We start from the raw sequence: 13567 nt of genomic DNA on the forward strand, positions 1-13567 counted from the left end.
TAATAACTTAGTAATAATCTGTAATACCACTGAATGATGTCAGGCTGCAATGATAAAAAAACAGCGGCTACCTAAATAGTCCGCTGTTTCTATTTTGCTGTTGAATCTCAGGTTAATTACAGTGCGGCGATAGTTGCCTGTTGCTCAATTAACTTCTGCTTGGCTTCAGCACAGGCTGCCATTCTTTCGCGCTCTTTGGCAACCACGGCTTCTGGCGCACGCGCCACAAAACCTTCATTACTCAACTTGCCTTCGATACGCTCAATTTCAGCTTCCAGCTTAGCCACTTCTTTTGCCAGCCTTTCCAGTTCGGTAGCTTTATCAATCAGACCAGCCATTGGGATCAGTACTTCCGCACCTTCAACCAACTTGGTCACAGATACCGGGCCTTTATCACCTTCAGGTAACAGGGTGAGAGAGGACAATCGCGCCAGTGACTGGATGAAACTCTGGTTTTCCAGTACGCGGCGCTGAGCTTCAGCATTGGCTCCACGCAGCATCACTTCCAGTGGTTTACCCGGTGCGATGTTCATTTCTGCACGGATATTACGCACCGCAATAATGGTTTGTTTGATCCATTCCAGATCACTCAGTGCTTTCTCATCAACCTGGCTGGCATCATATTCCGGGAAAGGCTGCAACATAATGGTGTCCGCAGTAATACCTTTCAGGGTTTTGACTCGCTGCCAGATGGTTTCTGTGATGTAAGGAATGATTGGGTGTGCCAGACGCAGCAGGGCTTCCAGAACTTCAATCAGAGTATGACGCGTCCCGCGCAGTTCCGCTTCAGAACCGCTGTTCATCACCGGCTTGGCCAGTTCCAGATACCAGTCACAGAACTGGTTCCAGGTAAACTCATACAGAATATTAGCGGCCAAATCGAAGCGGTAAGTGTCCATCGCTTCGCGGTAGGCTTTGATGGTCTGATTGAATTCAGCCAGAATCCAGCGGTCAGCCAGTGACAGTACCATTTCGCCGCCATTCTGCCCGCAATCCTGCCCTTCGGTGTTCATCAGCACGAAACGGCTGGCGTTCCACAGCTTATTACAGAAGTTGCGATATCCTTCCAGGCGCTTCATGTCCCAGTTGATATCACGGCCGGTAGAGGCCAGAGCTGCCAACGTAAAGCGCAGAGCATCTGTACCGTGCGGTTCAATACCGTTCGGGAACTGCTTCTCGGTGCGCTTACGGATTTTCTCCGCCAGCTGCGGCTGCATCATGTTGCCAGTACGTTTTTCCAGCAATTCTTCCAGCGAGATACCATCAACCATATCCAGTGGATCAATCACGTTACCTTTCGACTTGGACATTTTCTGCCCTTCGTCATCACGGATAAGACCGGTCATGTAGACGGTTTTAAATGGCACCTGCGGCTTACCATTTTCATCTTTCATAAAGTGCATGGTCAGCATGATCATGCGGGCAATCCAGAAGAAAATAATATCAAAGCCACTGACCACAACACTGGTCGGGTGGAAGGTTTTCAGTGCTTCGGTTTGCTCAGGCCAGCCCAGAGTGGAGAAAGTCCACAGGCCAGAGGAGAACCAGGTATCCAGCACGTCTTCATCCTGGCGCAATGCAACATCAGCACCCAGGTTGTTTTCACGGCGTACTTCAGCCTCATCACGGCCCACATACACTTTACCCTGCTCGTCATACCAGGCTGGAATGCGGTGGCCCCACCACAACTGACGGGAGATACACCAGTCTTGGATATCGCGCATCCACGAGTAATACATATTTTCGTACTGCTTCGGTACGAATTGGATCTCGCCGTTTTCGACAGCTTCGATTGCCACTTTAGCCAGCGGAGCGGTGCGAACATACCATTGGTCAGTCAGCATCGGCTCGATAACTACGCCGCCACGGTCGCCATAAGGCACAGTCAGGTCGTGGGCTTTGACTTCTTCCAGCAGGCCAAGTTTATCGAATTCAGCCACTACAGCTTTACGGGCAGCAAAACGCTCCAAACCTTGGAACTGTTCTGGAATTGCACCGCTGCACGCATCAGTCGCTTCGCCATTGGTATCAAATACTTCCGCTTCGGTACGGATATCACCGTCGAAAGTCAGAATGTTGATCATCGGCAGGGCGTGGCGTTTACCAACTTCATAGTCATTAAAATCGTGCGCTGGCGTGATTTTCACACAACCGGTGCCTTTTTCCATGTCGGCATGCTCGTCACCGAGGATCGGAATACGGCGACCAACCAGCGGCAGGATCACTTCTTTGCCGATCAGATCTTTATACCGCGGATCTTCCGGGTTTACTGCCACGCCGGTATCACCCAATACGGTTTCCGGACGCGTGGTGGCGACGACCAGATAGTCTTTGCCATCCGCAGTTTTAGCACCATCGGCCAGCGGATAACGCAGATGCCACATGGAGCCTTTCGATTCGCGGTTTTCGACTTCCAGATCAGAGATAGCCGTGCGCAGTTTTGGATCCCAGTTGACCAGGCGCTTGCCACGGTAAATTAAGTCTTCCTTGTGCAGACGTACAAACACTTCTTTAACCGCATTGGATAGGCCATCGTCCATGGTGAAACGCTCACGTTCCCAATCCACGGAGTTACCCAGACGGCGCATTTGGCGAGTAATGGTGCCGCCAGATTCGCCTTTCCATTGCCAGATTTTATCGATAAATGCGTCACGGCCGTAATCGTGGCGAGTTTTGCCTTCTTCTGCGGCGATCTTGCGCTCAACCACCATTTGGGTCGCGATACCGGCATGGTCAGTCCCGGCTTGCCACAAGGTATTTTTGCCCTGCATACGTTGATAACGAATCAAGGTATCCATGATGGTTTGTTGAAACGCATGGCCCATGTGCAGGCTACCGGTGACGTTCGGCGGCGGGATCATGATGCAGTAGCTTTCTTTACTGGTATCGCCGTTCGGCTTGAAATAACCCTGTTTTTCCCAGTGTTCATACAGCGGCTGTTCGATTTCTTGCGGGCTGTATGTTTTATCGAGGGACGGCTCAGTTTTGTCGGTATTAGAAGGTGTGTTTTCCATTTTCTTTTTTAGTTCAATTAGTTGGCGGCGTTGCCGTGGTCAAGTGGAAGCCGACGCTGCGATAAGACTTATATCGGTCGCGCGCCAACTGTTTCAAATTTTCTTCGTAAGGAACGAAGTCTACCACTTCATGGAAAGCGGTGGCAAAACCTGCGAACTCTGGTAGCAGGCTGATAAGCAGGTCGCGGGGGGAATTTCCACGTCGTTCCGGCCAAGCCAGTTCGACTGGTGCGCCATACTTTGGCCCTTCACCCGCCAAATTATGGGGAACAAATTGCTCTGGTGCCCGTTGCCATAGCGCTTCATCCAGCCGCTGGGCCTGCTCCTGACTTTCACAGGCGATCAGTACCCGTTTGCCTGCCCGCCAACGCTCAGCCGCAATTTCGCAGGCCAACGCCTCATGAGCGCGCAGCTCACCAGCGGGCGTGTCGTGTTCGAGCAGATAAAAGGTGGCGTTTTTCATAAATTCTCTCACCCTTCGTACTTGAAGCCGCAGGGGTGTTCACTGCGTTCACTCACCCACCCGAATCACTTACTTGTAGTTGACCTACTTGAATAAGCTCATCGGGATGAGTTCGCTGGCTGCCTACCTGCAACTTCAATTACTTTGGGTGTATATCAAATGGAATACATCAAAACGATTAATCGTCGCCGTTTAACCCTGCGCGGTTAAGCAAGAACTGGGATAACAACGCGACTGGACGGCCAGTTGCGCCTTTGTTCTTACCTGAACGCCATGCCGTACCCGCGATATCCAAATGCGCCCAGCTGTATTTGCGAGTAAAGCGTGACAGGAAGCAACCGGCGGTAATCGCACCGCCCGCACGGCCACCAATATTTGCCATGTCGGCAAAATTGGAATCCAGTTGCTCGTAGAACTCATCACCCAGTGGCAAACGCCATGCACGGTCACCCGCTTGTTCGGATGCCCCGATAAGCTCGTGAGCTAATGGATTGTGATTCGACATCAAACCGGTGATGTGATGGCCTAATGCCACAACACACGCCCCTGTTAGGGTCGCGATATCAATCACCACTTCTGGCTCGAAACGCTCAACATAGGTCAATGCATCGCACAACACCAGACGGCCTTCAGCATCAGTATTGAGCACTTCAACTGTCTGACCAGACATGGTAGTGAGGATATCGCCTGGGCGATAAGCGCGGCCACCTGGCATATTTTCACAGCCCGCCAATACACCAATCACATTCAATGGCAATTGAAGCTCGGCCACGACACGCATAACGCCATAGACAGTTGCAGCGCCACACATGTCGTATTTCATCTCATCCATGCCTTCGGCTGGCTTGATGGAAATACCACCAGAATCGAAGGTCAAGCCTTTGCCCACCAGCACAATTGGCTTAGCGTCCGGGTTTGGATTACCCTTATATTCTATCACCGACATCAATGATTCATTCTGCGAACCATGGCCTACAGCAAGATAGGAGTGCATTCCCAACTCTTTCATTTGCTGCTCACCAATCACGCGAGTGATTATATTGGTGCTGAATGCATCGGCTAACTGGCGTGCTTGCGAAGCCAGATAGGCGGCATTACAAATATTTGGCGGCATATTGCCCAAGTCTTTCGCCGCTTTAATACCGGATGCTACCGCCAGACCATGCTGAATTGCGCGCTCACCGCTGGTCAGTTCGCGGCGAGTGGGTACATTGAATACCATCTTGCGTAATGGGCGACGCGGCTCGGTTTTATTACTTTTAAGCTGATCGAAGGTATAAAGCGTCTCTTTCGCTGTTTCTACTGCCTGGCGCACTTTCCAGTAAGTATTGCGGCCTTTAACATGCAGCTCGGTCAGGAAACAAACAGCTTCCATTGATCCGGTGTCATTAAGGGTATTGATGGTCTTCTGGATCACTTGCTTGTACTGGCGCTCATCAAGCTCACGCTCTTTGCCACAGCCAATTAACAAGATGCGCTCGGAGAGAATATTCGGCACATGGTGCAGTAACAGCGTCTGCCCGACTTTGCCTTCAAGTTCACCACGGCGCAATAAAGCGCTGATGTAGCCATCACTAATTTTGTCGAGTTGTTCGGCAATGGGAGATAGACGACGAGGTTCGAAAACGCCGACTACAATACAGGCACTGCGCTGTTTTTCCGGGCTGCCGCTCTTTACACTGAACTCCATGCACTCTCCTGAATCTTAAAGACAAAGGCGGGAGCTACCGCTAGAATGTAGCGCTCCGCAACGATCTCTCTCCGTTGTGTTAACGACGTGTGTTAACCTTAACGGCATAAGTTGTTTTGTTTTGGCGACTATAAGCATGTTCCTATAGGACACCTAAACGCTAGATGCTGTAATACTATTTTAGCTGTGAAGGTTGCCATATGATGAGAATAAATGGCGGATTAACGATGAAACTATCGATTTTCCTGCAAAAAGACAAGTTTTCACAGGCGTATTAGCGTGATCATCATTAGATATCTGGTACGGGAAACACTTAAGAGCCAAATTGCGATTCTGTTCATCCTGCTATTAATCTTCTTTAGTCAGAAGTTAGTACGGATATTAGGCGCTGCGGTCGATGGTGAAATCCCGACAAACCTGGTTTTATCCCTTTTAGGGCTCGGTGTGCCGGAAATGGCACAACTTATCCTGCCGTTAAGCTTATTCCTTGGCTTATTGATGACGCTAGGTAAATTGTACACGGAGAGTGAAATCACCGTGATGCATGCCTGCGGCATGGGCAAGAAATCCTTGATTATGGCTGCATTGATCCTGGCGCTGGTCACTTCTGCGCTGGCGGCGGTCAACACTATTTGGCTTGGCCCTTGGTCTTCTAAACATCAAGACGAAGTGCTGAACGATGCCAGAGCCAACCCTAGCCTGGCCGCGTTGGCTGGTGGGCAGTTTAAATCCTCAACTGATGGCAATTCAGCCTTATTTATCGGTAATGTGACGGGCAAAGAGTTTAACCGTGTATTTCTGGCACAATTGCGGCCAAACGGTAATCAGCGCCCCTCCGTTGTTGTCGCTGACAGTGGCTACATGACCGAACGGCCTGATGGTTCGCAAGTGGTTATCTTAAATAAAGGTACCCGCTATGAAGGCACCGCATTGTTGCGCGACTTCCGTATTACTGATTTTGTCGATTATCAGGCCATTATTGGTCATCAGGAAGTCCAACAAAATAATAATGCGGCTGACCAAATGACCATGAAACAGCTGTGGCGTTCGCATCAGCCCGATGCCCGCGCTGAGTTTCATTGGCGTCTAACGCTGATTGTGTCGGTTATCGTCATGGCGCTGCTGGTGGTGCCCCTCAGTGTGGTTAACCCGCGCCAGGGCCGTGTACTGAGTATGTTGCCAGCTATGTTACTGTATTTAATTTTCTTCCTGTTACAAAGCTCCCTGCGCTCTAACGCAAGTAGTGGCAAGCTGGACCCCTCGATCTGGATGTGGGCTGTAAATGGTGCTTATCTGGCTCTTGCGGTGATATTGAACCTGTGGGATGGCCTGCCGGCTCGTAAGTTACGTGCTCGATTGAGAGGTGCTGCCTGATGTTTGGTGTATTAGACCGTTATATCGGACGGACTATCCTCAATACCATCCTGATGACGCTATTCATGCTGGTATCGCTGTCCGGCATTATCAAGTTTGTCGATCAGTTACGTAAAGTCGGGCAGGGCGATTACTCAGCAGCATCTGCTGGCATGTACACCTTGCTCAGCATTCCTAAAGATATCGAGATCTTCTTCCCGATGGCAGCGCTGCTGGGTGCATTGCTGGGGCTGGGTACATTGGCTACACGCAGTGAACTGGTGGTAATGCAGGCTTCGGGCTTTACCCGCATGCAAATTGCCGCCTCGGTGATGAAAACAGCTATTCCGCTTGTGTTGCTGACCATGGCCATCGGTGAGTGGGTTGCGCCGCAAGGCGAGCAGATGGCGCGCAACTTCCGTGCGCAGCAAATGTATGGCGGTTCGTTGTTGTCAACGCAATCTGGGCTATGGGCAAAAGACGGCTCTGACTTTATTTATATCCAGCGTGTATCGGGTGATAAAGAACTGACCGGGGTGAATATTTATCATTTCGATCAACAAGATCGCTTGCTCTCGGTTCGCTATGCTGCCACCGCAACTTTTGAAGACAACCTATGGCGTTTATCGCAGGTTGATGAGTCTGATTTAAGCAATCCAAATAAGGTGACTGGCTCGCAGACACTAACCGGTGAATGGAAGACCAACCTGACGCCAGAGAAGTTGGGTGTGGTTGCCATGAACCCAGATTCGCTCTCTATTAGCGGGTTGCACGATTACAGCAAATATCTGCGGCAAAGCGGGCAGGAGTCGAGCCGGTATGAATTGAATATGTGGGGCAAGATATTTGCGCCATTCTCTGTTGCCGTAATGATGTTGATGGCGTTGTCATTCATTTTTGGCCCATTACGCAGTGTACCAATGGGGGTTCGGGTAGTTACCGGTATCTTCTTTGGTTTTGTTTTCTACGTGTTGGATCAGATTTTTGGCCCGCTTAGCTTGGTTTACAACATCCCACCGGTCATCGGCGCACTGTTACCGAGTATACTTTTCCTCCTAATCAGTGTTTATTTGCTGCTAAAACGGCGTTGATGGCGGTTTTTTCAACACTTAGACTAAACTTGGTGGGATAACAGTTGCATGCGGACTTCGGGTAGGTATAATTCACCTCGTTCTCCGCATACTACTTCAGTGCCGAAGTGGCGAAATCGGTAGACGCAGTTGATTCAAAATCAACCGCCGCGAGGCATGCCGGTTCGATTCCGGCCTTCGGCACCATTAGTATGTAAATCAAGTCACCGCAAGGTGGCTTTTTTTTTGCCTGCCGTTCAGCAAAGTCCATTATCTTCCGTAAAAGTCTATATAAAACAGCATCTAACATTCTGGTGATTTTTGCCGCGTCTCCATTCTGGTATTTCTACGTCCATTAGCAGCCATCATTACTAGGGGTCAAAATGGGGGTCAGCTCGGTTCGGAAAATTTGTGACCCCCAAATATGCGCCAGAGATTCTCTGGAATGATAATATATTAATGCTTATAAAGGCGTTACAGGTGTGGTGTTCACTATTATGTGTTAACACACGGGTATCGCCCGAGTAATAAGTATGAACAATATTGGGTGTAGCCTCATCTATTGCACTACATTTGTAATGCGCTATACGGCATTATAAATGTCATTACAGGAGGTTTTTAAAATGAGTACTATCCAAATTCGTGTGGATGATGAACTGAAGAAAAGTGCATATCAGGCGTTTGAAAAACTGAATCTTTCGCCTTCTGAGGCACTACGCCTGTTCCTACGTTATGTTGCAGAGAACGAAAAGCTGCCTTTTTCAGAAGTATCTGTCATGGTCAGTAATCAAGATGAGGATGCTGATATTTTAGCTGTTGTCCGTGAACGTTTGAAAAATCCTGCAAAGCGTATCAGAGTAAATATTGATGACCTTTAATATCGACTTTGACGAACGGGCATTAAAAGAATGGTACAAACTAGATAAAACTATCCGAGAGCAATTTAAAAAGAAACTAAGAAAATTACAAGAAAATCCCTATATTGAGTCAGCACGTTTGCACGGTGATCTGGCTGGTTGTTTCAAAATAAAATTACGCGCATCTGGCTTTCGGCTGATTTACCAAGTTATCGATGAGGAGATTGTGATTTGGATCGTTGCTGTTGGTAAACGGGAAGATGAAAAAGCTTATGATATTGCCAGGAAGTGAATCCAATAGGGGACTTATTGAGATGTTTTTTTATGTAGCGTTATGACGGCTATGGATAACCCATTAATATCGATTAAATAAACAAGTAGATAATTATCTATGTAGCATTTGAATTGCTCTTGGAAACATATTTTTCAGTCAGTCTTTTCGATAATCGTTCCCCCACATTTCCCCCACTTAACTGATCCCCACTTGTTCCCCCACCTGGTTTTTGGCTCTGTGCTCTCAGCCCAGTCATGACGCGGGTTTGCTCTCTTTCCCCATTTAGGGTGTATAGGTAAGTGGGATACTTACACAGATCTGAAAGACAGATTTAGCCAGTTCGATACCAATAACTTTTATCGAGTTCACCTCTGAAAAAAAGAACACTTAGCATAAGTGTGGCAGGACTTACGCTGAGGGAGGGACGTCCATCACATCACCAACAACATCTCTGTCACTTAAGAAATCATCCGTTTGTGCCAAAATAAACTGTTTTAAAAACTGATCAATGCGAATATTCAGCTTAAATAGAGGTAGGGTTACACCGTCTTTTTTTTCAAAATAGACCTTGGCTTTTTCTTTATCTACCGAATCTTTTAATGCGTCGAAGCGACCAAAGTCGTTGAGATTTTTGTCATTAACACTATCAGCCATTAATGCTATGAGCCGTTCTTTATCTAAACCAAGAGCATTAACAACGGCGTTTAATTGCGCATTTTCAGCGTTATCTTTGTAGGTGTTGATGTAGTCTCTAAAAGTATGGCCTTCAATTAACTGCGCATCGCCGCGTTGCAAGTCGTGCAAAAAGAGCTTGGCGTACTTTTGCTCGCTTTGGGTGAGCGATGCAAACGACTTATGCAGCTCATTTAATGTGGTTTCAATGCTCGCAGGGTCTTGGTGTTGGTTCAGCTCTTTTAAAAATTTATCAAAGCGGCTGTTCATATAGTCGGCATCGATTTTGCCGGTATCTATTTCAGTTAAATAACCACTGATATCAAAAGGCACATCACCGCCACCAGCGCCACCGCCATCACTTTTGCCTACCAACTCTTTATAGCGCAGAACCAGGCTCAGGTAAGTTTGTTCGTCTATGGCCAGCGTTACCTCATGTTCTACATCATTTTCAGTAAAGGAATAGATCGACTGTTCCCAATGAAAACCTTGTACTTTAGCTGCTTCCAGGTGTTGGCTAAAGGTGTTAAATAATTTGGCGAATTGGGCGCAGGTTTCTATATCGTCTGGCAGTTTTTCAAAGTTCTCAACACCCGCACTGACGAATAGCTCGGTAATGTCCGCCACTAATTCATTTATGGCTTTAAGGTTGCTTTCTAACCTATCAACAAATAAGCCGATAGGTCTGTCGCCGGAATAGAGTTTTACCGCATCGTTAATGTACTGCTCCATGGTGTGTGGATAACGATAATAACGGATGATGCCGTGGGGTTTGTCGGGGCTAAACAAGCGATTGGTACGCGAGAACGCTTGAATAATATTTTGGTATTTAATCACCTTGTCTAAATACAAGGTATTGAGCCATTTAGAGTCAAAGCCAGTGAGCATTTGATCTACAACAATCAGTAAATCTAATTGCTTTGAAGGCTCGGTATGGATGCGCTCGTAAGGCTTTTTATGGGCAAGGCGTGCCGCTAAATCTTTTTTAAAGGCTGCATGGCGGGCAAAATCAAAATCCTGGCCATAACGTGCGTTATAGTCGGCCATAATTTCGTCCAGGCCATCGCCTTTAAAGGTGGGGCCACGGTCGCTGCTGCCGTCGTTATCAATATTTGGGTCAAATAGGGCCGATACTTTAAGTTCAGGTTTGGCGGCTTTTAAACGGCGGTAATAGTCAATGGCTTCGGCAATGCTGCTAGTGGCCAAAATAGCGTGAAACTTATTGGCCTGGCTGAGCACATCCCACTCTGCCAGAATATCTTCTACTACTTTTTCTTGATGGGCTTCAGTGAGATATTGCTCTTTTGGCACATAATCTTCTATGCCTTTGACATACTTACCTGTTGCATCTTTATGGCCAGCCATTGGCACATCATTCATAAAATAATTAAATTTTTTCTTTTTGGCAGCCGTAGACATTGCATCTGCAACCGAATCGGCCTTAGCCTGTTCAAGGGCGACGGCCTGGCGTAGATCTTTATCTTTAAAGGTACAGACTTTGTAAGGGTCAAAGCCCAAAACATTGCCGTCGCGAATACCGTCGGCAATGCTGTAGCGGTGTAGCTCGTTGCCAAATACAGTACTGGTGGTATTGCCGTTTTTTTCGTTTTCTTCTTGAATCGGTGTGCCGGTAAAGCCAAAAAACAAGGCGCGCGGAAAGGTACGTTTAATAATAATCAGCATGTCGCCAAAGGTAGAACGGTGCGCCTCATCGATAATAAACACCAAGCGCTTAGCGCGGATTTTTTCTATGTCGGTCGAATTTGTTGCTGTTCCCTCATCATCAACTTCTTCAAAAATATTACTCATTTTTTGAATAGAGCTAACAATTAACGTATCGGCGGGAGCGGTGCTTTTTAATTTGGTAATGAGTACATGAGTATTTTCGGTGGCTTGTACGTCTTCGCCATCGCCAGCAAAATTGCGGTATTCCGCGAGCGACTGGGTGCCCAGCTCAATCCTGTCCATTAAAAAAATCACTTTATCGGCATCTTTTGATTGTGCAATCAATTGTGCCGATTTAAAGCTGGTCATGGTTTTACCCGAACCGGTGGTATGCCACACATAGCCCCCGAGGCGGTCAGGGTTATTGGCCGCACTACCCAGTTGCTGCCAGTTAGTTTTGGCCACTTTGTCAGATATCGCATTGGCGGCGTAATACTGATAACTGCGCATCACCTTAAGCACGCCGTCGGTATCGTCGGCGACGGTATAAAAGCCAATCAACTGGTGTGCCATAGGGATAGAAAGCAAGGTAGAGGCGATGTCTTTCCAGTGGTTCATGGGTTCGTTATTAAAATCGGCCCAGTTAAATTGATAGTCGGTATTAAATTTGCCGTCTAGCCCGGGGTTGGCAAAGTATTTGGCCTCGTTGGGCTCCATGGCCACAAACACTTGGATAAGCGAAAATAGGCCGCTAAATACACCCTCTTTACTGTACTTTTCAATTTGATTTACTGCCTGGCTAACCGGAATGCCGCTGCGCTTTAGCTCGACATGGATAACCGGCATACCGTTAATCAGTAATAGCACATCGCCACGGCGATCATTGCGCAAAGGGCTGCCGCGTTCAAATTTGGGTTGCTGCACAATTTGGTAACGGCTTTGGCCTGCAGCGATTTCCTGGCGGTCGTATATTTTTAAGCTGACTTCTTTACCCATATGCAAGGTATCGGCTGGGTTATCGCGCTTAATGGCCACGGTTTTACCGTTAATTAAACCGTTGAGCTTGAGCGGGGTTTTAAGCTCTTTGATTTGCTCAATAATCTGCTGCATTTCCGTATCGGTTAACGGCACATCGTTTAAGCGATCCCGCTGGCGATTGTTTTCAAATAAAATGGACGCCCAATTTTGCAGTAAATCCGCTTCGGTTTTATTTTTGAGTATCTCTGTTTCCCAGCCCTTATGGGTCAGTACTTCAATAAAGGCCTGCTCAAATTGCGCTTCGGTTTTAAAGGTGGTCATGAACACTCCCTATATAAACATTTTGCTCAAGCAGGCCTGCTTGATGTTATTTAATTTGGCGATTTGCTGTTGGTGTTGGTTGATTAATGCGTCGAGCTTTTGGAAATAGTTGCCGATGGCGGTTTGTTCTTCTTTTTTTGGTACACGGGTTTTTAATTCAGAAAACTCAGTTTTATTTACAATTTGCATGGTTCCAGAAGCAGCAGAACGCTTTAATTTTTCTGACCACAATATGCTTGCAGAAAATAGAAAATATGGATCATTCTCTTTTTCATTTGGAACAACGCCATTTATTTGCTGGTTAAAACTACCTTGGGTTCCTAGAATTGTATTTTTTCCTATGCTGGCAATACATGTAACCAAAATTGTATCTTTTGGGACTATGCGAGCTACTTTACAGCCTGTTTGTGATAACTTCTTCGCTGTATTAAATGTAACGTTTCTCGAAATATCAGTTGGTGTAACCCAAGGTATTCCATCATTAGAATAATTATTTGAGTTCTGTGTCGATGGTGTAGAACCCGTTATAATCTCACCAAGCTGATCAACGTTTTTTTCCTCCCACCCCCCACTAAACCCTTTAAAGCGAATCTCTGGGATGGTTTCACCTTGTTTGGGGAACATTTTTTCCAGTATGGCTTTTTTAATGTTGCTGAGCTTGTCATGCTTTTGTTGGTGTTGGTTGATTAGGCTATCGAGTTTTTGGAAGTAGTTGCCGATGACGTTTTGTTCTTGTCTTTCAGGTGTACTAATTTCGGTGTCTAAAATGTTTTTGTTGTAGAGTCGTTTGATAGTGCTGCCTTCTAGCCCACCCCATTTAACCATAGAATAAAAAACCTTTAAGAAAGCATTGTCTATCTTTCCATCATGTTTTAGCCAAACAATATTTGAGTCCTGAAAGTATTGATCTTCCCCTTTGTATTCAACAACGCGACCAATACTTCCAGAAGCTGACAGTAGAAGGTCTCCCGCAACTGGATATGGGTATTTTGCTTTATATTCATCAAATAGAGCTTTATTAATAAAAGCATCAGGTTGCTTTCCAAAAGTACCTATTTTAAAGAATGGAACGTCACCGGTTATGGTCGTTTGATGCTTAAAAATTCTTTTATTCATGGCGACAGAACCAAGATCACCCAAAGTTAGGTTTTCCCACTCCTCACTAAACCCCTTAAACCGAATCTCTGGCACCCTGCTATCAATACTCATC

At 46.8% G+C, this 13567-nt stretch carries 9 protein-coding genes and 1 tRNA gene; 5 read left to right on the forward strand and 5 right to left on the reverse strand.

From position 1 onward, the window contains the following. Positions 1-116: 116 nt before the first annotated feature. The 3 genes from QSV56_RS12785 to pepA all read right to left on the reverse strand — a co-directional run bounded on the left by QSV56_RS12785 (position 117) and on the right by pepA (position 5167). Positions 117-3014 carry a valine--tRNA ligase gene (locus QSV56_RS12785; RefSeq protein WP_050157176.1) on the reverse strand — a complete coding sequence of 966 codons (2898 nt, stop codon included), beginning with the start codon at positions 3012-3014 and terminating at the stop codon, positions 117-119. 13 nt (positions 3015-3027) lie between these two features. Next, positions 3028-3477 (reverse strand): DNA polymerase III subunit chi, encoded by a 450-nt coding sequence (locus QSV56_RS12790; RefSeq protein ID WP_002209309.1) that lies wholly within the window; start codon positions 3475-3477, stop codon positions 3028-3030. Positions 3478-3655: 178 nt separating this feature from the next. Continuing rightward, positions 3656-5167, reverse strand: coding sequence for a leucyl aminopeptidase (gene pepA, locus QSV56_RS12795; RefSeq protein ID WP_005175279.1), 1512 nt, complete (start codon positions 5165-5167; stop codon positions 3656-3658). A 279-nt stretch (positions 5168-5446) separates the two neighbouring features. Between pepA and lptF the strand changes: the two genes are divergently transcribed. From lptF to QSV56_RS12820, 5 genes are all read left to right on the forward strand, one after another. Then, positions 5447-6541: an LPS export ABC transporter permease LptF gene (gene lptF, locus QSV56_RS12800; RefSeq protein ID WP_005166255.1), complete on the forward strand. Its 1095-nt coding sequence runs from the start codon at positions 5447-5449 to the stop codon at positions 6539-6541. Beyond that, the gene (gene lptG, locus QSV56_RS12805; protein ID WP_019084212.1) at positions 6541-7611 is read left to right on the forward strand and encodes an LPS export ABC transporter permease LptG; all 1071 of its coding nucleotides are present in this window, start codon (positions 6541-6543) and stop codon (positions 7609-7611) included. Before lptF ends, lptG begins: the two co-directional genes overlap by 1 nt. A gap of 101 nt (positions 7612-7712) precedes the next feature. Continuing rightward, positions 7713-7797 (forward strand) — tRNA-Leu (locus QSV56_RS12810). 416 nt (positions 7798-8213) lie between these two features. Next, positions 8214-8468 (forward strand): type II toxin-antitoxin system RelB/DinJ family antitoxin, encoded by a 255-nt coding sequence (locus QSV56_RS12815; protein WP_172654243.1) that lies wholly within the window; start codon positions 8214-8216, stop codon positions 8466-8468. Next, complete coding sequence (locus tag QSV56_RS12820) at positions 8458-8739, forward strand: type II toxin-antitoxin system RelE/ParE family toxin (RefSeq protein WP_221865726.1); 282 nt, start codon at positions 8458-8460, stop codon at positions 8737-8739. Before QSV56_RS12815 ends, QSV56_RS12820 begins: the two co-directional genes overlap by 11 nt. Before the next feature lie 390 nt (positions 8740-9129). Here the strand turns inward: QSV56_RS12820 and QSV56_RS12825 are convergent, their stop codons facing one another. Continuing rightward, positions 9130-12357 carry a type I restriction endonuclease subunit R gene (locus tag QSV56_RS12825; protein ID WP_301212607.1) on the reverse strand — a complete coding sequence of 1076 codons (3228 nt, stop codon included), beginning with the start codon at positions 12355-12357 and terminating at the stop codon, positions 9130-9132. Between the two features lie 9 nt (positions 12358-12366). Further along, on the reverse strand, positions 12367-13566 hold the full coding sequence (locus tag QSV56_RS12830; protein ID WP_301212609.1) for a restriction endonuclease subunit S: 1200 nt from the start codon (positions 13564-13566) through the stop codon (positions 12367-12369). Between the last annotated feature and the right edge of the window lies 1 nt (position 13567).

Origin of the sequence: Yersinia sp. 22-579 (assembly GCF_030433455.1) — a bacterium.
Lineage (GTDB): Bacteria > Pseudomonadota > Gammaproteobacteria > Enterobacterales > Enterobacteriaceae > Yersinia > Yersinia enterocolitica.

What these genes read in the sequence shown, in the direction of transcription:
- QSV56_RS12785 (WP_050157176.1), bottom strand. Translation starts at nt 3,014, where the DNA reads ATGGAAAACACACCTTCTAATACCGACAAAACTGAGCCGTCCCTCGAT.
- QSV56_RS12790 (WP_002209309.1), bottom strand. Translation starts at nt 3,477, where the DNA reads ATGAAAAACGCCACCTTTTATCTGCTCGAACACGACACGCCCGCTGGT.
- pepA (WP_005175279.1), bottom strand. Translation starts at nt 5,167, where the DNA reads ATGGAGTTCAGTGTAAAGAGCGGCAGCCCGGAAAAACAGCGCAGTGCC.
- lptG (WP_019084212.1), top strand. Translation starts at nt 6,541, where the DNA reads ATGTTTGGTGTATTAGACCGTTATATCGGACGGACTATCCTCAATACC.
- QSV56_RS12815 (WP_172654243.1), top strand. Translation starts at nt 8,214, where the DNA reads ATGAGTACTATCCAAATTCGTGTGGATGATGAACTGAAGAAAAGTGCA.
- QSV56_RS12820 (WP_221865726.1), top strand. Translation starts at nt 8,458, where the DNA reads ATGACCTTTAATATCGACTTTGACGAACGGGCATTAAAAGAATGGTAC.
- QSV56_RS12825 (WP_301212607.1), bottom strand. Translation starts at nt 12,357, where the DNA reads ATGACCACCTTTAAAACCGAAGCGCAATTTGAGCAGGCCTTTATTGAA.
- QSV56_RS12830 (WP_301212609.1), bottom strand. Translation starts at nt 13,566, where the DNA reads ATGAGTATTGATAGCAGGGTGCCAGAGATTCGGTTTAAGGGGTTTAGT.